Here is a 20573-nt window from a genome sequence, read left to right as displayed (position 1 = left end):
TAGGTAAAATATAATTACTGAGTATTGAATTGAATTGGATTTTAAAATATAATTATTCTTAAATCAAAAAAAGAAAGGAGTGATCTTCCAAAATGGAAAATCACAAACAGATGCCTTGGCATTCGATGGCAACACATGAAGTATTAGAGAGTTTAGACTCATCAGAGGAGGGGCTCACCGATACCGAGGCGGAAAACAGGATTAAAGAGTATGGTTTAAATGAACTGAGAAAAAGACCACCTAGAACAGTTTTACAAATGCTTTGGACCCAAGTTACAGATGCTATGGTATTGATATTAATAGGTGCATCAGTATTATCTTTAGCATTTGGAGAATTTACAGAAGCTTTTGTAATTCTAATAATTGTAACAGTAAATGCAGTTATTGGTATTGTTCAAGAAAAAAAAGCAGAATCATCATTGGAAGCACTAAAAAATATGAATTCACCTACAGCACGTGTTATACGTGATGGTGAAGAAAATGTTATTCAAGCAAGTAATCTTGTAATAGGAGATATTGTTTTTTTAGAAGATGGAGCGATGATTCCAGCAGACATTCGTTTAATAGATACATCTAGTTTAAAAATTCAAGAAGCTTCTTTAACAGGAGAGTCTGTCCCATCAGAAAAAGATTCAGATGGCATTTTACCTGAAGAATGTGTATTAGGAGACCGTAGTAATATGGCCTATACGTCTTCAATTGTCACATATGGTAGAGGTGTAGGTGTTGTAGTTGCAACTGGGATGGACACAGAAGTAGGTAATATAGCACATCTTTTAGATTCACAAAATGATTTTGATACTCCTATAAAACGTAAACTTAATACTGTTGGAAAAACATTAAGTGTTATAGGTATTATTGTATGCGTTATTATATTTGCAATAGGTGCATTTTATCAGAGACCTCTCTTACCAATGTTTATGATTGCAATTTCACTTGCTATATCAATCATTCCAGAGGGATTACCTGCAACAGCAACCATTGTAATGGCTCTAGGTGTGCAACGTATGGCTAAAAGAAACGCTTTGATTAGAAAGTTGCCAGCAGTTGAAACATTAGGAGGAGCTACAGTAATATGTTGTGATAAAACTGGTACATTAACCTTAAATAAAATGACTGTTACACATATTGCTGTAAATGGCGATTTTGAATCTGGAAAAGTAACATCAATAGATACTGCGTCTGAGAAACATCCACTAGTATATAAAGAGCTTGTTTATGCTGGTGCACTTTGTAACGATGCATGTATAAATCCAGATAAAAAAGATGAAATATTAGGTGATCCAACAGAAGGTTCATTGATTTTTATGGCTAATAAATTTGGAATAGATCAAGAAGCTCTTGAAGAGAAATATCCACGTGTATTTGAGCAACCTTTTGATTCTGACAGAAAATGTATGACAACTGTTCATGATATAGATGGAAAAATCACAGCATATACTAAAGGTGCAGTGGATGAACTTCTCCATTTATGTACCAAAATATTAACATCAAAAGGTGAAAGAAACATTACAGAGATGGACAAAAAAAACATACACGAATTATGTCTTACTATGTCTAAAGATGCATTACGTGTACTTGGTTTTGCTAAGCGTGAAATTTTATCGATACCAAAGGAAGATAGTGAAAACATAGAATATGATTTGACATTTATTGGTATGGTTGGTATGATTGACCCACCAAGAACCGAGGTAACTGATGCAGTAAAAACTTGTAAAGAAGCGGGCATAAGAACCATAATGATAACAGGTGACCATAAAGTCACTGCCACAACAATAGCTCATGAACTTGGAATTTGGAATGAAGGAAATATTGTTATATCTGGTGATGAACTTGATAATTTAAGTGATGATGAACTTGATAAAGCTGTTAAAAATGTGACAGTATTTGCTCGTGTATCACCATTTGATAAACTTAGAATTATACAGTCTCTAAAAAGAATTGGAGAAGTACCAGCAATGACTGGAGATGGGGTAAATGACTCCCCTGCATTAAAGTCTGCTGATATTGGTATAGCTATGGGTATAAGTGGTACAGATGTGGCAAAAGATTCTTCAGATATGATTTTAATGGATGATAGTTTTACCACAATTGCATATGCAATAAAAGAAGGTAGACGTGTATATAGAAATATACAAAAGGTTATACAATTCTTGCTTGTTGGAAATATAGCAGAGATACTTACACTATTTGTTGCAATATTGTTAAACTGGGATACTCCACTTCTTGCTGTGCATATTCTATGGGTAAACCTTGCAACAGCAACTCTTCCAGCTCTTGCTCTTGGAGTTGACCCACCAAGTAGAAATATAATGAAGCATCAGCCTGTTAAATCAGAAAGTTTGTTTGAAAAAAACCTTGTACAAAGAGTTATTACTCAGGGGATATTTGTAGCAATAATGACCATTTTAGCATATAAAATTGGTCTTAATATAGGAAACCATACTGTAGGTCAAACAATGGCATTCTGTGTATTAGCATTTTCACAAATGTTGCGTGCATTTAGCCAGCGTTCAAATACAGATTCTATGTTTACTAGAAATAGTGGTAAAAACCCATTTCTTTTAATCTCATTTTTAACTTCTGCTTTGCTTATGGCAGTTATATTATTTGTCCCTAATTTTAGAGATGCATTTAATTTAACTGTTTTAAATAGTTCACAGTGGCTTGTAACAGTTATTTTAGCTATAATGTCTGTAGTTCAAGTAGAGGTTGGAAAATTTCTTAAAAGAAAATTATATAAAAAATAGTTGACAAAATTAGGAAAAAAATATAAGATATAAAACATAGAAAAATTAAATAAATCTTATCCAGAGAGGTGGAGGGACTGGCCCTATGAAACCCGGCAACCAGTATATTTATATACATTGGTGCTAAATCCTGCGGCGAAAGCTGAGAGATGAGTATAATTAAGCTTATACAGAGCCTGAGTTATATACTCAGGCTTTATTTATTTTAAATCTCATCTGACAAATAGTTTAATTTTCTTAATTAAAATCTAAGGGGGATACAAAAATGTATAACAAAGAAACAATATGTGTGCAAGGAAATTATAAGCCAGGAAATGGAGAACCAAGAGTTTTACCTTTATATCAAAGTACAACTTTTAAATATAGTAGTATAGACCAACTTGCTGACTTATTTGATTTAAAAGCTGATGGTCATATGTATTCCAGAATAAGTAATCCTACAGTTCAAGCTTTTGAAGAAAAGATAAGTTTGTTAGAGGGAGGAGTATCATCTGTTGCTGTATCATCAGGTCAATCTGCAAATATGTTAGCAGTTTTAAATATATGTAAATCTGGAGATAGTATACTTTGTTCTTCAAAAGTATATGGAGGAACATTTAATTTATTAGGGCCTAGTCTTAAAAAATTTGGAATAGATTTAATATCATTTGATTTAGATGCAAGCGAAGATGAAATAGTAGAACTTGCAAATGAAAATACTAAAGTTGTATTTGCAGAAACACTTGCAAATCCAACTCTTGAAGTTATAGATTTTGAAAAAATAGCAAATGTAGCTAAAAGAATTAATGTTCCATTTATAGTTGACAACTCATTAGCATCACCAGTACTTTGTAATCCGCTAAAATATGGAGCAAACATAGTCACTCATTCTACTACAAAATACTTAGATGGCCATGCTTCAAGTGTTGGTGGAATTATAGTAGATGGTGGAAATTTTAACTGGGACAATGGAAAATTTCCAGAATTAGTTGAGCCAGACCCAACATATCATGGAATAAGTTATACTGAGAAGTTTGGCAATGCTGCATATGCTACTAAAACAAGAGTTCAATTACTTAGAGACTATGGAAATTGCCTGAGCCCATTTAACGCATATCTTACTAATTTAAATATTGAAACACTACATCTTAGAATGGAGAGACATAGTGAAAATGCACTTAAGATAGCTGAGTTTTTAGAAAAACATAAAAATGTAGATTGGATTAACTATCCAGGGCTTGAAAATAATAAGTATTATGGAAATGCCAAGAAATATCTATCAAAAGGATGTAGTGGAGTTTTATCATTTGGAGTAAAAGGAGGACTTGAAAATGCTAAAAAATTTGTGGAAAAACTACAAATAGCAGCATTAGTAACTCATGTATCAGATGTAAGAACTTGTGTTATACATCCAGCTTCAACTACTCACAGACAATTAACAGAAGAACAATTAATTGCGTCTGGAGTATTACCTTCCCTAATAAGATTATCTGTTGGAATAGAAAATGTAGAGGATTTAATAGCTGATTTAAATCAAGCTTTAAATTTCTAATAGTATAAGAGAAAGAGAAGTGAAAAGATATGGCTTTAATACTACCAAAGGGACTACCTGTTATTAATAAATTATTAGATGAAGGAATAGATGTAATTTGTAAAGAAGACTTTAATAAAGATTTAGAATACAAAGAAAATATAGATACTAAAATAGCTATATTAAATCTAATGCCAATAAAAATAGATACAGAGTTAGATTTACTTAGAAGAATAGACAAGACAGGTTTTAATGTATCTGTAGAATTTATTAAAATCTCAACAAGAGAGAGTAAAAGAAGTTGTAATGAATATGTTAAGAATTTTTATAAAACATTTGATGAAGCAAAAAAAGAATCTTTTGATGGTTTTATAATAACAGGAGCTCCAGTTGAACAAATGGAGTTTGAAGACGTTGATTATTGGGATGAACTAAAAGATATTATGGATTATTCTAAAAGAAAGGCTAAATCTACATTATATATATGTTGGGCAGCTCAAGCAGGTCTTTACAAATACTACAATGTAAAAAAACTTCCATTAAGTCAAAAATGTTTTGGAGTATTTAAGCATGAAGTGGATAAAAATAGTAAGATAGTAGATGGATTTGAAAAAGAGTTTTTTGCTCCACATTCAAGACACACTACTGTAAATATTGAAACTTTGAAAAATAATGATGAATTGAGCATTGTAAGCCATTCTAAAGAAGCTGGTCCTTATATAATTACAAATTCAAGAGATGTATTTGTAATGGGTCACAGTGAGTATGATAAATACACTTTAGATAAAGAATATAAAAGAGATGTAGATAGAGGTGATAAAATCTCAATACCTAAAAATTATTATATAAATGATGATCCTTCAAAAGAACCAACTGTTAAATGGAAAAAGCATTCAGAACTTTTGTTTAGAAATTGGATAAAAAACTATCTAATAATATAAAACGCAACTAAAAAATATGAGAATCTATAAGGTATAAAAGTAATTATCATACTTCTTTATACCTTATTTTTATTTTATAAAATTGACATTATAAAAGTAGTTTTATATAATAAAACTAAACCGACTGTTGGTCTATTGAAAGGAGAAAGTATATGAGAATTATAAAAGACCCTGAAGAACGTAAAAATGAAATACTTGATACAGCTGAAATGCTTTTTTGTACTAAAGGTTATACAAAAACTACTGTAAATGATATTTTAAATGAGATTGGAATTGCAAAAGGAACATTTTATTACTATTTTAAATCTAAAGAAGAGGTAATGGATGAAATTATAACTAGAATTATAGATAATGATATAAAGATGTTGAAAGAAATTGCTTCAAATCCAGATATTCCAGTTATTGAAAAGTTCTTTCAGATATTAATATCTCAAAGACCTAAAGTTGGAGGAAGTAAAGAAAAAGTGATTAACCAATTTCAACAACCCAACAATGCTGAGATGCATCAAAAGACAATAGTCAAAACTATTTTAAATTTTACACCTATATTAACAGAGGTAGTAGAACAAGGTATAAGAGAAGGTGTATTCAATACAAAATATCCAAAAGAGACAATAGAGTTTTTACTTGTTTCTTCTGAGTGTATATTTGATAAAGGCATGTTTGATTGGGATAATGATGAAATACTGCAAAAAGCAAAGGCATTTGTTTGTATTATGGAAACGACCTTGGGAGCACATAAAGGAAGTTTTGATTTTGTATATAATATGTTAACAGAAGATTAAATTTATTGTAATAGTAAATAACTTTAGATTTTTATTTTTGAATAAGATTAAAATGAGAGGAATCGGTGTAAAATAAATACATCGATTTTTTATTAAAAATATCTTATTCAAAAATTTCAATAAGATAAGATAAACTATTTATAACTGAAGTTACAATATTGTTATTGACAATAAATCCTTAATACTATAATATTTAATACATTAAATATTTATAGTGTTAAGGATTATTTATAAAATATTTTTGAATTTAAAGTTAAAAATATTAGTAAAATAAAGTATTTTTACAGGGAGAATTTATATGGATGAGATAAGTTTTAAAAAAGCACTGCTAGAATTAACTAGAGATATAAATATCAAATTTACAACTTCATTAAGTCAGTTCTATCAACCACTTGGGATTACAGCAGTACAAGCTTTGATTTTATCAGAACTATGTGAACATGGAGAGAAAAAAATAAGTGATTTAGGTAAAAATTTGAATATGACAAATAGCAATGTGTCAGTAATATGTCAAAGACTCGAAAAAAATGGATTTTTAAATCGTATAAGAGATAAAGAAGACCAACGAATTGTAAAAGTTAAAGTTACAGAAAAATCGCTGGATATACAAGAAAATATTTCAAGTAGTATTTTTGATGACTATTTTGAAAATATGACTAGTGAAAAATTGCAAGATATGGAAGATATAATAGAGGGCTTAGAAAAATTAAATAAGCTTTTAACTCATATTGATTGCAAATAACATAAAATTAATTTAAAGGAGAACAAAATTATGGATGAACACAAACCACAAAAGAGGTCAATACTCTATTATTATACAATAATAATAATAGTAGTAATGTTTTTAAATGCTTTAATATTTCCAAGTCTAATGGATAAAAAAATGGTTGAGATTGATTATGGAAAATTTCTTACAATGTTAGATTCAGGAAAGGTTAAATCTGTTGAAATAGAAAGTAATAAAATTGCAATAAGCCCATCTAGTAGTAAGGATAAAAATATATACATAACTGGTAGAATGGATGACCCAGAACTAGTTGATAGATTAAAAGATGCAAAAGTAGAATTTACTAAGATTATTCCTAAAGAAAATTCACCTCTTTTGAGTATTTTACTTACATGGATAGTACCTATAGGTATTCTTATGCTATTTGGTAATTTAATGATGAAATCAATGCAAAAACGAATGGGTGGCAATAGTATGCAATTTGGAAAGAGTAATGCCAAAATGTATGTATCTGCTCAAAGTGGAAAAAGATTTAATGATGTAGCTGGTCAAGATGAGGCAAAAGAAGCTCTAAGCGAGATAGTAGATTTCTTACACAATCCAGAAAAATACAAAAAAATAGGAGCACAAATGCCAAAAGGTGCACTTTTAGTAGGGCCTCCAGGAACAGGAAAGACACTACTTGCAAAAGCTGTGGCAGGTGAAGCAGATGTACCATTTTTCTCAATATCTGGTTCTGAATTTGTTGAGATGTTTGTAGGTATGGGAGCATCTAGAATACGTGATTTATTTAAACAAGCTAAAGAAAAAGCTCCATGTATAGTGTTTATAGATGAAATTGATACTATAGGTAAAAAGCGTGATAATGGAAGTGGAATAGGCGGAAATGATGAACGTGAACAAACTTTAAATCAATTATTAAGTGAAATGGATGGATTTGATGGTGGAATAGGTGTAGTAATACTAGCTGCAACGAATAGACCTGATAGTCTTGATAAAGCATTACTTCGCCCAGGACGATTTGATAGACGTATACCAGTTGAACTTCCAGACCTTGGAGGACGAGAAGCTATCTTAAAGGTACATGCTAAAAATGTAAATGTAGACTCAAATATAGATTATAATGCAATTGCTAGGTCTACATCAGGTGCATCTGGAGCAGAACTTGCAAATATTGTAAATGAAGCAGCACTTTTAGCAGTTAAGTCTGGCAGAGATGTAGTAGAGCAACAAGATTTTGAGGAATCTGTTGAGACTGTAATTGCAGGATATCAACGTAAAGGAGCTGTGATTTCTGATAAAGAAAAGAAAATCATAGCTTACCATGAAATAGGTCATGCACTTGTTGCTGCAATGCAGAAACATTCTGCACCTGTCCATAAAATTACAATAATACCTAGGACTTCAGGTGCATTGGGTTATACTATGCAAGTTGCAGAAGATGAAAGTGTACTTATGTCCAAAGAGGAAGCCATTGATAAAATAACTACTTTTACAGGTGGTCGTGCTGCTGAAGAAGTTATTTTTGATACTTGTACATCAGGTGCATCAAATGATATAGAGCAAGCTACTAAGATTGCAAGAGCTATGGTTACTCGTCTTGGTATGAGTGAGGAATTTGATATGGTTGCTCTTGAAACAGTAAGTAATCAGTACCTAGGAGGAGACTCTTCTCTTGCTTGTTCTTCAGATACTGCAGCTAAAATTGATGAAGAAGTATTTAGAATAGTAAAGACTTGTCATAAAAAAGCAATTGAGATTTTAGAGAATAATATTGATAAGCTACATGAACTTGCTGAATATTTATTAGAAAAAGAGACAATTACAGGTGATGAGTTCATGGAAATACTGAATTTAAAGTAACCATGTTGAAATAAAGATTGTAGTAATAGTTTTATTTAAAGATATATTTGTATATTTAAAAATGTTAATGTATTTTCAATAAAATATAAATAAATATCTATATAAATCAAAACAAGAGAATCGATAAAAATGACTGTGTAAAAAATAAAAATGCCTAAATAATAGGCATTTTTATTTTACAATTAAACTACATACTTGTATCTTTACATAATCTTAATCATTAAAAATACATCTTAACTACATTTTTATACTAGAATTGATATTATAATAGTAATGAAATGTACAAGGAGGTTGTTTGATGGACAGACCAAATCCTGATATTCTATTAAAAAAAATAAAGAATGAAGAAAAAAAACTAAATAGAGGTCAGTTAAAAATATTTTTTGGGTATGCAGCAGGTGTAGGTAAAACTTATTCTATGTTGGAATCTGCACAAAATTTAAAAAAAGTAGGGGTTGATGTAGTTGTTGGATATATTGAACCACATACTAGACCAGAAACATTAGCATTACTTGACGGATTAGAGACTCTTCCTGTAAAAGAAATAGAATATAAATCTATAAAATTAAAAGAGTTTGATTTAGATGCAGCATTAGCAAGAAAGCCAGAAGTTATATTAGTTGATGAGTTTGCTCACTCTAATGTCACTGGGTTAAGGCATACTAAAAGATGGCAGGATATAGAAGAATTATTACTAGCAGGTATAAATGTATATACTACTGTAAATGTACAACATCTAGAAAGTTTAAATGATATTGTGGAGATAATTACAAATGTATCAGTCAAAGAAACTATACCAGATAAATTTTTAGATACAAGTACACAATTAGAGCTTATAGATGTTGAACCTGACGTACTTCTTGAAAGATTTAATGAAGGTAAAATATATAAAAAGGAACAGGCAATTAGAGCAAAAGATAATTTTTTTATAAAAGACAATCTAGTTGCACTTAGGGAAATTGCACTTAGAAAAACAGCCGAAAGAGTAAATAAAGAAGTTCAAATGACTAGATTATCAAAGGGTGATGTAACAGTAATACCTACATCAGATACACTTCTTGCATGTATAAGCCCATCTCCATCTTCAGCCAAGGTTATTAGAACTGCATCTAGGATAGCAGATAGTACGTTTGCTAAGTGGATAGCTTTATATGTTGAAACTCCAAATACAGCAAAATTGCCTTTTGAGGAGCAAAAACAATTACAAAACAATTTAAAACTAGCTAAGAAGTTGGGTGCTGAGATAATTGTTTTACATGGTGAAAATGTAATAGAACAGATACTTAGAATTGCCAAGATAAGAAATGTAACAAAAATTGTAATAGGCAGAAATCATTCAAATACTAAAAAATTGAGTAAAAAACTGAAAAAAGATATAGTTGACAAATTAATAGATGAAGTTGATTATATAGATATACATATAATCCCTTATAAATTTGCTTCAGAGGTTAAATATAGACCTAAAAAAGATAACTCATCAATAAAATCAAAATTTAAAATTAGTAAAACTGATTTTATAAAACTTATAATTATTACTTCAGTGATAAGCATTTTGGCATATATAGTACAAAGTATGGGATTTATAAGAGAAAATATATTACTAATATATATGTTAGGTGTAGTTTTGGTTTCTATGTGGACTAAAGGGTATAGTACAGGTATAATAAGTTCTGTATTTAACATAGTACTGTTAAATTATTTTTTTACAGCACCTTTATATACACTGTCAATAGCTGATTCAAATTATATAGTAACATTAGTTGTATTCTCAATAGTTGGTATAATAACTAGTACTCTTACATCTAAGATACAACATGAAGCAGATACAGCTGCTAAAAGAGAAGAAAATACAAAAATGATATATCAAATCATTAAGGGATTTTTAAGATTGTCGAATAAAGATGATATAGTAAATAAGGGTATAGAACTTTTATGTCTTAGTCTAAGTAGAGATATAGTTTGTTATTTAAATGTGGATAAGGATAAGAAATCAAAGTTCTATAAAAAAAATACTGCTAATAAGGACAAAAATGATTTAGATATAGAAGATGAAAAGGCTGTTGCAAGTTGGGTATTGTCTAATTCAACAGTAGCAGGTAGTGATACAGATACACTTCCTGGTTCAAAAGGATATTATATACCAATTATAGGTATGAATTCAACTTTGGGAGTCATTGGTATATCATGTGTTGATTCAAAATTAGATACAGAAGATATAAGTTTAATTGAAACAATAACTGCTCAAATGGCAATAGCTCTTGATAGAGAAATTCTATCAGAAGCAAAAGAAAACACTAATCTTGAGATAGAAAGAGAGAGGCTTAGAAGCAATCTTTTAAGAGCAGTTTCACATGACCTCAGAACACCATTAGCAGGAATATCTGGAGCAGTTAGTACAATTATAAAAAATAAGGATACTATAGGTCAGGATATAATAGACGAATTACTTAGTGGTGTATATGAAGATACTCAGTGGTTAATAAGACTTGTTGAAAATTTGCTTAGCATGACTAAGATAGATGAAGGAAAGTTAGAAGTCAAAAAACGTTCTGAACTTGTTGAGGAAATTATATCAGAGTCATTGCAAAATATTAAAAAAAGAATTGAAAATGCAATTATAGATATTAATATACCAGAGCAAATATTATTTGTTCCTATGGATGCCAAATTAATAGAACAGGTTTTAATTAATCTAATAGATAATGCTTTAAAATATTCAAAAGAGGATTGTAAGATAAATATAATTGTATATGAAAAAGAAGATTATGTTTGGTTTGAAGTGTCTGACAATGGTCCTGGAATATCAAAAGAATTGAAAGAGCATATATTTGATCGATTTTTTACTGGAGAAGAAGGTACTAAGGATTCTAGAAAAGGTGTTGGACTTGGATTATCAATTTGTAAATCTATAATTCAAGCTCATAAAGGTGAAATTTTAGTAGTAAACAATAAAGATAAAGGTTCAACTTTTAAATTTAGTTTGCCAAAAGAAAATGAATAGTATGAAATTTTGAAATTTAGTTTTGGAGGAAGAAATGAGTAAAAAACTTATATTGTTAGTAGAGGATGATAAAACAATAAGAAAATTTATATCTACTGCACTTGCAACTCAAGATTATGATGTTAAAGAGGCTATAACTGGTAAAGAAGGAATATCAATTGCTGTATCATATTCTCCAGATGTCGTTCTATTAGATTTAGGGTTAGAAGATATGGATGGAATAGAGGTAATAAAAGCTATTAGGCAGTTTTCAAATATACCAATAATTGTAGTTTCAGCGAGAGAACAAGACAGAGAAAAGGTAGAAGTGTTTGATGCAGGTGCAGATGATTACTTAACAAAACCATTTTCTATAGTAGAGTTATTAGCTAGGGTCAGAGTAGCGTTTAGACACTCACAAGTAGAATTACAACAAAAAGAAGAGATTAGGTCTACGTTTGAAGTAGGTGAATTATTTATTGATTTTGATAAAAGAAAAGTTATTGTTGACAATAATGAAGTACATTTGACACCAATTGAATATAATATTCTTTCATTACTTGCAAAGCATCATGGAAAAGTACTTACTCATAATTTTATAATAAAAGAAATATGGGGTAGTATTATAGGCAATGAAACTAAGTCTTTAAGGGTTTTTATGGCAACATTAAGACGAAAAATAGAGAAGCAACCTGCTGACCCTAGGTATATAATTACAGAAGTTGGTGTTGGATATAGACTAAATGATGAATAGGCAAAATGGATTCTAAAATTGTATAATTTAGATTAAGTTAAAATGAAGTGTGTATGCTATTATTAATTTAAGTATATGCATTTCATTTTTTAGTACTTTTTTAACATTGATAATATTAAACACATTTTAAAATAAAAGTATGGTATAATTTGTAAGAAAAGTCTAAGTTAAAAAATAAAAGATTTAATATTTATTTTCTAATAAATTTAATATAAATAAATATTAAATAATAATTACTGAAATAGTGAAAAATAATTACAGTAATAAATATATATAATTTTAAAAATGTAAATTGAGGTTTAGGAGTAGATTTATGTATATATTGAATTTAAATACAAGAGAGATTGCAAAAGATTTTAGAACAAAATTTTATATACCAGAAAATTCATATCTTATATTAAGTGCTCCAAAAAATTTAAAATTACTCAAGGAAACTTTGGATATAGATGAAATAACATTTAATGATTGTCTTAAATTTGATGAAATAACAAAGCTTGATTTATTTGATAATTATGATTTTTTGAGCCTAAATACTTTTGAATTGAGAAATGGAGAAGCTGTTATAGAAGAAGTAAATATGTATTTATCAGATAATTTTATATTAGTTGTTGTAAATGAAGAGCATTTTCTATTTGAATTTGTAAAGAATCTTATTTTAAAAAACTCTCAACTTGAAAAAAATCCTGTCATAAACCTTTTTAAGATAAATTATTTAATTTTTAGAGAAGTTATAAAAAATGGTTTTGAATCTTTAGAAAAAGTTGAAGAATTAATTCTTGAAATAGAAGATGAGATGATGGACAATATTCATAAAAATCATGTTTCTAGAATAAGTGATGTAAGAGGATTGACTAGAACTATAGTTAAAAACACCAGACCACTTTTATATATTGGAGATAGAATAGTTAAAGAAAATATACGATATTTAAAATACTCGAATGTAAAAAAATATAATCTTGAAAATTTTCAAGGGATAGATTTTGGTATTGATAAATTATATAATTTTGCACTATCAACACGTGAGTTAGCAGATAAACTCCTAGATATTTATTCTTCTAGAGTAGGTGAAAAAACGAATCACTTAATTACAAAATTGACCCTACTTACGGCTATCTCTGCACCACTTACAATTATAACAGGAATATATGGAATGAACTTTAGGTATATGCCAGAACTAAACTGGCTTTATGGATATCCAGCAACATTACTTTTGATGTTAGGCATAGTTTTTGTTGGAATTATAATATTTAAAATAAAAAAATTATTGTAAAAATAAGATGCTTTTTAAACGATTTTAGAAAAATATATTAAAAGAAAAAGTGTATTAAGAAAATAAAAAAATATTTTAAATTGAAAATATTTATAGAAAATATTGACAATTATATTTTCTTTGCTATAATTATTAAACAAGAAGATTAATAAATTATAAAAATGGAGGATAATACTATGAAAGGGATTTTAAAAGAACTAGTGGCAAAACTTTATAGCTTTTTTTATTTTATGTTCTGGGGCTTTTATTTTAGCGCTGGCTATTTCTTTTACAAAAATACATGTAATTCCTTTCTGGTGAGGCCTTGATTTTAATAACCTTGGGCATAGGTCAATTTTATAAAAATGATTATTTTATATGGTCATGTAAGATTTGATGCTTAATAGATTATTTTAGAGAACTCATTAATGAGTTCTCTTTTTTATTTTAAACTCAAGTATAAAAATATAACATTAGGGGGTAGTAAAGATGATAGTGGTATTAAAAGTAGGAGCAGATAAGAGAGAAGTTAAGAAATTAATAGAAGCTATTTGTAAAGAAGGTGTAGAAGTGAATCCTATAGATGGAAAAGAATTAACTGTTTTGGGGTTAGTTGGAGATACTAGTAAAATAGATGCCAAAAGAATAGAAGCAAATAAGGTGGTTGAAAAAGTTATGCATGTAGTAGAACCTTTTAAAAAAGCAAATAGAAAATTTCATCCAGAACCTTCAATTATAAATGTAGATGGTATGGAAATTGGGTCAAAAAAACTTACTATGATAGCTGGTCCTTGTTCTGTTGAAACAGAGGAACAAATAGTTTCTATAGCTGAAGATGTAAAAAAATCAGGAGCAGGATTTTTAAGAGGAGGAGCATTCAAGCCAAGAACATCTCCATACGCTTTCCAAGGATTAAGATATGATGGATTAGATTTATTAAAAAAAGCAAAAGAAAAAACAGGTCTTCCTATAGTTACAGAAATAATGTCAACACAAGATATAGATGTATTTGAAGAAAATGTAGATGTAATTCAAGTTGGAGCAAGAAACATGCAAAACTTCGATTTATTGAAAGAATTAGGAAAAACAAATAAAACAATACTTTTAAAAAGAGGATTATCTGCTACAATTGAAGAGTGGCTAATGTCAGCTGAATATATAATGGCTGGAGGAAACGAAAGTGTGGTTCTTTGTGAAAGAGGTATAAGAACTTTTGAAACATACACTAGAAATACTTTGGATTTAAGTGCAATCTTAGCTGTAAAAAAACTTAGCCATTTACCAGTTATAGTTGACCCAAGTCATGCAGCAGGAAAATCATGGATGGTTGACTCTCTATCTAAAGCAGCAATTGCGGTTGGAGCAGATGGTTTAATAATAGAAGTTCATAATGACCCAGCTCATGCACTTTGTGATGGTAAACAATCAATTAAACCAGATGAGTATGAAGGATTAATAAATGAACTAAAAACTATCGCATCAGCAGTTGGAAGAGAAATATAATCTATAGAAGGATGGTTAAACGTGGAAGAAAAATTATTAGTTAATCTAAAAGAGAATAGTTACAATATATTTATAAAAAAAAGTATATTAAAAAATATAGGTAAAGAAATTAAAAAAATATATTCTGGAAATAAGATTTTTATTGTTACAGATGAAAATGTAGCAAAATTATATTTATATGAAGTTAAAAATAATTTGATTGAATCTGGATTTGAAACGAAAGCTATAATATTAGAAGCTGGTGAAGAGACAAAGTCATTTAATACTCTACCTAAAATATATGAAAGTTTACTTGACTTTAAGTTAACTAGAAAAGATTTGATTATCACATTGGGAGGAGGGGTAATTGGAGATTTAGGAGGATTTACAGCAGCAACTTTTTTAAGAGGTGTAAATTTTATTCAAATTCCAACATCTCTATTAGCTCAAGTGGACAGTTCTGTAGGTGGAAAAGTTGGAGTTGACCTTGAAAGGGGAAAAAACTTAGTAGGGAGTTTTTATCAGCCGAAAGCAGTATTTATTGACCCAGATGTATTATCATCTCTTCCAGAAAAATTTTATAGAGATGGAATGGCAGAGGTTATAAAGTATGGATGTATAAAAGATAAAACTTTTTTTAATAAGCTTGAAAACTTAAAAAATAGGGAAGAAGTGATGCAACATATAGAATACATTATACACAAATGTTGCCTTATCAAAAAAACTGTAGTTGAAGCTGATGAGAGAGATTTAGGAGATAGGATGCTTTTAAATTTTGGACACACACTAGGTCATGCTATTGAGAAACACTATAACTTTACAGGTTATACTCATGGAGAAGCTGTTGGTGTAGGCATGTATAAGATAACATTAGAGAGTGAAAAAAAAGGGATTACAAAACAAGGTACATCAGAGCTTATAAAATCAATTTTAATAAATTATGATTTACCTTATGATGTTGAATTAGGAGATAATAAATCTATAATAGATACTATATCTCTTGATAAAAAAAATCTAGGTGATACACTAAAAATAATACTTTTAAAGGATATTGGAGAAAGTATTATATATGATACTACTTCTAAATTTTTTCAGGAGGTAAAATGATGGGAAGCTTAAAAATATATCCAAGCAAATTATCAGGAGATGTGAAAATTCCTCCATCAAAAAGTATGGCACATAGAGCAGTTATTTGTGCTGCTTTAAGTGATGGAAAAAGTAGAATTTCTAATATAGATTTTTCTGATGATATCATAGCTACTATAAGAGCAATGATATCATTAGGAGCAACCATAGAAAAAAAAGAAGACATTTTAGAAATTACAGGAATCTACTCTAAAGAAGCAATCTTAAATAAAGAGAATCAATTGAATCAACCTAAATTGACTATAGATTGTAATGAATCAGGTTCTACTTTAAGGTTTCTGGTACCTATATCTTTAGCCTTTGATGGAGTAAAAAGATTTATAGGAAGAGGTAATCTTGGAAAAAGACCACTTAATACTTATTATGAGATATTTGACAGACAAGGCATAGAATACAACTACAAAGAAAATAAACTGGATTTAATCGTATCAGGAAAACTTAAACCAGACGAATTTAGAGTAAAAGGAAATATAAGTTCTCAATTTATAACAGGATTATTATTTATATTACCTACATTAGATAGTGACTCAAAGATAATAATTACCACTGAACTGGAATCTAAAGGGTATTTAGATTTAACTATTTCAACTATGAAAGATTTTGGGGTAGAAATTGTAAACAATAATTATAAAGAATTTATCATAAAAGGAAATCAAACTTATAAAGCTATAGATTATAAAGTTGAAGGAGATTATTCTCAAGGTGCATTTTATTTATCAGCAGATGCTATTGGAGAAGATATTAACATACTTGACCTTAAAGAAAATTCTCTTCAAGGAGATAGTGAAGTTATTGAGATTTTATCAAGGATGGGTGTGGAAATTTTAAGAGAAGACAACAAAATTAAAGGAATAACAAATTGTCTAAATAGTACTTTGATAGATGCATCTCAATGCCCAGATATAATACCCGTTTTATCTGTGGTAGCAGCTTTAAGTATAGGGAAGACGACTATAATCAATGCTGGAAGACTTAGAATTAAGGAGTGTGATAGACTTCATGCAATAAATGTTGAGTTAAGTAAGCTTGGGGCAAATATAGAAGAAAAAGAGGATAGTTTGATAATTGAGGGAGTAAGCAAATTAAATGGAGGTGTAGAGGTATGGAGTCACAAAGACCACAGGATTGCCATGACACTTGCAATTGCTTCTTGTAGATGTGATAAACCAATCATATTGAAAGATTTTGAGTGTGTATCAAAGTCTTATCCACATTTTTTTAAAGATTTTGAGATGTTAGGAGGAAGAATTGATGAGTGGAATATGGGGAAATAATTTAAAAATATCCATCTTTGGAGAATCTCATGGAAATGCTATAGGTATAAATATAGATGGTCTTCCAGCTGGCATTGAGTTAGACCTTGATAAGATTGATAAAGAAATGAAGAGAAGAGCACCAGGAAAAAATTCTATATCAACTTCAAGAAATGAAAGTGATATACCAGAAATTTTAAGTGGATATTTTGATGGAAAAACTACAGGAACTCCATTATGTGCAATTATAAGAAATAGTGATACTCGCTCAAAAGATTATGGAGAAGTTAAAAACTTGATGAGACCAGGTCATGCAGACTATACAGGTCATATAAAATATTCTGGGTTTAATGACTATAGAGGAGGAGGACATTTCTCAGGAAGAATAACTGCTCCATTAGTATTTTGTGGTTCTATATGTAAACAAATTTTATCACAAGAAGGTATAGAGATAGGAGCCCACATAAAAAAAATCAAGAATATAGAGGATAAGGGTTTTAATTATATAGACATCTCAAGACAAGAATTATTAAATTTACAAAATTTAGAATTACCTTTGCTTGATTTATCAAAAGAAGAAGCTATAAAAAATACTATTCTAGATGCAAAAAATCAGGGAGATTCAGTTGGTGGTATAATTGAATGTGCAGTAGTAGGTGTTAATGTAGGTGTTGGAAATCCGTTTTTTGATTCTGTTGAATCTACTCTATCACATTTACTATTTTCTGTTCCATCTATAAAAGGTGTAGAATTTGGATTAGGATTTGATATTACAGACATGTATGGTTCTCAAAGTAATGATGAAATGTACTATGATGAAGATACAGTAAAAAGTAAAACTAATAATAATGGTGGGATTGTTGGAGGTATTACAACTGGAATGCCAATAGTTTTTAAAGTAGCAATTAAGCCAACTCCATCAATTAGTAAACAACAAAATACTGTTAATATAAAAGATAAAAAAGATGATGTTTTAGCTATTAAAGGTAGACACGACCCTTGTATAGTTCAAAGAGCTGTACCTGTAATAGAAGCAGTAACAGCTATTGGAATTTTTGATTTGATGAAAGGACGATAATAATGGAGGATTTAACGAGATATAGAAATAAAATTGATGATATAGATAAGGAACTTGTTCAACTATTTGAAAAAAGGATGAATATAGTTCTCGAAATTGCTAGATATAAAATGAAAAATAATACTACTATACTTCAAAAAGATAGAGAAGAAAAAGTATTGAGTAAAGCAGTAGATAATCTAGAAGATAAAAAATATTCACAAGAGACTGTACAATTTTTCAATTCAGTAATGGAAGTTAGTAGAAATTTGCAAAAAAGATTAATAGATAATGATGTAGAGGAAAAAAATGAAAACAGTTCAAATTCATCAAATGAAAATTTTGATTTGTTAAATCTATATAAATATAAGTCATTAAAAAGTGAACTTAATAAAAAAAATATCCTAGTAGGATTTCCTGGTATATCAGGTTCATTCACAGAAGAAGCACTAACAAAATTTTTTAACACTCAAATCACAAAAAAACAATTTAAAGAATTTGAAGATGTCTTTATAGCACTTCAAAATAAAGAAATAAATTATGGAATAATACCTATAGAAAACTCCTCTACAGGAGCAATTTCTGAAACTTACGACCTTTTAGGAAAATATGGATTCTATATAGTTGGGGAAGAGTGTATAAAAATAAATCAAAATTTAATTGGAATAAAGGGCACAAACCTTGAAGATATTAAAGAAATATATTCACATCCACAAGGAATAGGTCAGAGTAGTGAATTTTTAAAACAAAATAGTCAATGGAAATTGATACCTTTTAATAATACAGCAACTAGTGCTGAACTTGTTAAAAGGCTTCAAGATAAAACAAAGGTAGCAATTGCTAGTAAAAAAGCCGCAACGATTTATGGATTAGAAATAATAAGTCCTTGTATAAATGATATAACAGATAATTATACTAGATTTGTGGTAATTAGTAATGAGATACACATTGAAGAAGAGTCAAATAAGATGAGTATTGTATTTTCTGTTGAGCATGAAGCTGGAAAGCTTTATAAAATACTTGGATACTTTGCTGAAAACAATATAAATATGACAAAAATAGAATCAAGACCAATGAAAAATGCTTCTTGGAGATATTTCTTTTATATAGATTTTGAATGTTCTATATATGATTCAAAAGTATGTAGCTTATTAGACATGATAGAACGTAATACAGCATACTTCAAATTTATCGGTGTATATAGAAATAAAATTGAATAGATAAATGTAATTTTTTCTTTAAAACAGAATGATTGGAGGTGGAAAGATGAATTTTTTTGGTCTAATAGGTGAAAAGCTATCTCATAGCGTTTCACCTCAAATTCATAAGAGGTTATTTGAAGTATTGAATATTGAAGGTGCTTATAAGAACTTTGAGATTTCAAAAGAAAATATACCAATGTTGGATGATGCTATAAAATTATTAAGAATCAAAGGTGTAAATGTTACTGTCCCATATAAAGAAAGAGTCATGGAGTTTTTAGATTTTATATCTCCAGAAGCAAAGCGTATAGGGGCAGTTAACACAATTTTACTTAAAGAGAATAAATTATATGGCTATAATACAGATTATTTTGGACTTGACATTATGTTCAAAATAGCTAATATTGATATTCAAGGAAAGACAGCTGTTATATTAGGTACTGGAGGTGCATCTAAAGCAGCCATAACATACCTTCTTGATTCTGGAATAGATAAAGTTTATGTTTCAAGTAGAAAAAAAGATAATAAAAAGCTATCAAATAATTCAGCTATATTAATAGATTATGAAGAACTTAAGAATATAAAAGGAGATATAATATTAAATGCAACTCCAGTAGGAATGTACCCTAATATAGGATTATCACCTGTCTCAAAATCTATTATACAAAATTTTGATATATTAGTAGATTTGATTTACAATCCTAAAAAAACTTCTTTTCTAGAAATTGGTCAGAATCTAGGTAAAAAAACGTGTAATGGATTATATATGTTGGTTGGGCAAGCAATAAAATCTCAAGAAATATGGCAGAATACTAAAATAGATAATGGTGTTTTAAATATTATATATGAAGAAATAAAATTAAACTTTTTATAG

General features: G+C 29.1%; 15 protein-coding genes and 1 riboswitch. All 15 genes read left to right on the top strand.

The genetic code is table 11. The features are described from left to right. The first annotated feature begins 92 nt into the window (after positions 1-92). Complete coding sequence (locus tag IC173_RS16570) at positions 93-2750, top strand: calcium-translocating P-type ATPase, PMCA-type (RefSeq protein WP_227836241.1); 2658 nt, start codon at positions 93-95, stop codon at positions 2748-2750. Between the two features lie 53 nt (positions 2751-2803). After that, a riboswitch (SAM riboswitch) is annotated at positions 2804-2906 on the top strand. Between the two features lie 109 nt (positions 2907-3015). Then, entirely contained in the window at positions 3016-4281 is a 1266-nt protein-coding gene (locus IC173_RS16565; protein WP_227436055.1) for an O-acetylhomoserine aminocarboxypropyltransferase/cysteine synthase family protein, read from the top strand. Between the two features lie 29 nt (positions 4282-4310). Next, positions 4311-5201, top strand: a complete 891-nt coding sequence (locus IC173_RS16560) for a homoserine O-succinyltransferase (RefSeq protein ID WP_227436057.1) — start codon at positions 4311-4313, stop codon at positions 5199-5201. 152 nt (positions 5202-5353) lie between these two features. Next, positions 5354-5986, top strand: coding sequence for a TetR/AcrR family transcriptional regulator (locus tag IC173_RS16555; protein WP_227436059.1), 633 nt, complete (start codon positions 5354-5356; stop codon positions 5984-5986). Between the two features lie 298 nt (positions 5987-6284). Continuing rightward, a complete protein-coding gene (locus IC173_RS16550) occupies positions 6285-6728 on the top strand; it encodes a MarR family winged helix-turn-helix transcriptional regulator (protein WP_227823867.1) in 444 nt (147 codons plus the stop codon). Between the two features lie 30 nt (positions 6729-6758). Next, positions 6759-8576, top strand: coding sequence for an ATP-dependent zinc metalloprotease FtsH (gene ftsH, locus IC173_RS16545; RefSeq protein WP_227436062.1), 1818 nt, complete (start codon positions 6759-6761; stop codon positions 8574-8576). A 298-nt stretch (positions 8577-8874) separates the two neighbouring features. Then, the gene (locus IC173_RS16540) at positions 8875-11577 is read left to right on the top strand and encodes a sensor histidine kinase (RefSeq protein ID WP_227823868.1); all 2703 of its coding nucleotides are present in this window, start codon (positions 8875-8877) and stop codon (positions 11575-11577) included. A gap of 34 nt (positions 11578-11611) precedes the next feature. Then, positions 11612-12310, top strand: a complete 699-nt coding sequence (locus tag IC173_RS16535; RefSeq protein WP_227436066.1) for a response regulator — start codon at positions 11612-11614, stop codon at positions 12308-12310. 313 nt (positions 12311-12623) lie between these two features. Then, on the top strand, positions 12624-13580 hold the full coding sequence (locus IC173_RS16530; RefSeq protein WP_227436068.1) for a CorA family divalent cation transporter: 957 nt from the start codon (positions 12624-12626) through the stop codon (positions 13578-13580). Between the two features lie 468 nt (positions 13581-14048). Then, positions 14049-15062 (top strand): 3-deoxy-7-phosphoheptulonate synthase, encoded by a 1014-nt coding sequence (aroF, locus tag IC173_RS16525; protein ID WP_227436070.1) that lies wholly within the window; start codon positions 14049-14051, stop codon positions 15060-15062. A 21-nt stretch (positions 15063-15083) separates the two neighbouring features. Next, the gene (gene aroB / locus IC173_RS16520; protein WP_227823869.1) at positions 15084-16148 is read left to right on the top strand and encodes a 3-dehydroquinate synthase; all 1065 of its coding nucleotides are present in this window, start codon (positions 15084-15086) and stop codon (positions 16146-16148) included. Beyond that, on the top strand, positions 16148-17461 hold the full coding sequence (aroA, locus tag IC173_RS16515; RefSeq protein WP_227823870.1) for a 3-phosphoshikimate 1-carboxyvinyltransferase: 1314 nt from the start codon (positions 16148-16150) through the stop codon (positions 17459-17461). Before aroB ends, aroA begins: the two co-directional genes overlap by 1 nt. Then, a complete protein-coding gene (aroC, locus tag IC173_RS16510) occupies positions 17439-18518 on the top strand; it encodes a chorismate synthase (protein ID WP_227855882.1) in 1080 nt (359 codons plus the stop codon). Before aroA ends, aroC begins: the two co-directional genes overlap by 23 nt. A 2-nt stretch (positions 18519-18520) precedes the next feature. Beyond that, on the top strand, positions 18521-19717 hold the full coding sequence (gene pheA / locus IC173_RS16505; RefSeq protein ID WP_227855881.1) for a prephenate dehydratase: 1197 nt from the start codon (positions 18521-18523) through the stop codon (positions 19715-19717). A 46-nt stretch (positions 19718-19763) separates the two neighbouring features. Further along, positions 19764-20573: a shikimate dehydrogenase gene (gene aroE / locus IC173_RS16500; RefSeq protein WP_227436087.1), complete on the top strand. Its 810-nt coding sequence runs from the start codon at positions 19764-19766 to the stop codon at positions 20571-20573.

This window comes from Clostridioides sp. ES-S-0048-02 (assembly GCF_020658495.1).
GTDB lineage: Bacteria > Bacillota > Clostridia > Peptostreptococcales > Peptostreptococcaceae > Clostridioides.
The sequence above is the reverse complement of the archived record's forward strand: the minus strand, read 5'-3'. Positions and strand labels throughout refer to the sequence as shown.

Excerpts from the sequence above, each read along its gene's own strand:
- IC173_RS16570 (WP_227836241.1), top strand. The coding sequence starts at position 93 with ATGGAAAATCACAAACAGATGCCTTGGCATTCGATGGCAACACATGAA.
- IC173_RS16565 (WP_227436055.1), top strand. The coding sequence starts at position 3,016 with ATGTATAACAAAGAAACAATATGTGTGCAAGGAAATTATAAGCCAGGA.
- IC173_RS16560 (WP_227436057.1), top strand. The coding sequence starts at position 4,311 with ATGGCTTTAATACTACCAAAGGGACTACCTGTTATTAATAAATTATTA.
- IC173_RS16555 (WP_227436059.1), top strand. The coding sequence starts at position 5,354 with ATGAGAATTATAAAAGACCCTGAAGAACGTAAAAATGAAATACTTGAT.
- IC173_RS16550 (WP_227823867.1), top strand. The coding sequence starts at position 6,285 with ATGGATGAGATAAGTTTTAAAAAAGCACTGCTAGAATTAACTAGAGAT.
- ftsH (WP_227436062.1), top strand. The coding sequence starts at position 6,759 with ATGGATGAACACAAACCACAAAAGAGGTCAATACTCTATTATTATACA.
- IC173_RS16540 (WP_227823868.1), top strand. The coding sequence starts at position 8,875 with ATGGACAGACCAAATCCTGATATTCTATTAAAAAAAATAAAGAATGAA.
- IC173_RS16535 (WP_227436066.1), top strand. The coding sequence starts at position 11,612 with ATGAGTAAAAAACTTATATTGTTAGTAGAGGATGATAAAACAATAAGA.
- IC173_RS16530 (WP_227436068.1), top strand. The coding sequence starts at position 12,624 with ATGTATATATTGAATTTAAATACAAGAGAGATTGCAAAAGATTTTAGA.
- aroF (WP_227436070.1), top strand. The coding sequence starts at position 14,049 with ATGATAGTGGTATTAAAAGTAGGAGCAGATAAGAGAGAAGTTAAGAAA.
- aroA (WP_227823870.1), top strand. The coding sequence starts at position 16,148 with ATGGGAAGCTTAAAAATATATCCAAGCAAATTATCAGGAGATGTGAAA.
- aroC (WP_227855882.1), top strand. The coding sequence starts at position 17,439 with ATGAGTGGAATATGGGGAAATAATTTAAAAATATCCATCTTTGGAGAA.
- pheA (WP_227855881.1), top strand. The coding sequence starts at position 18,521 with ATGGAGGATTTAACGAGATATAGAAATAAAATTGATGATATAGATAAG.
- aroE (WP_227436087.1), top strand. The coding sequence starts at position 19,764 with ATGAATTTTTTTGGTCTAATAGGTGAAAAGCTATCTCATAGCGTTTCA.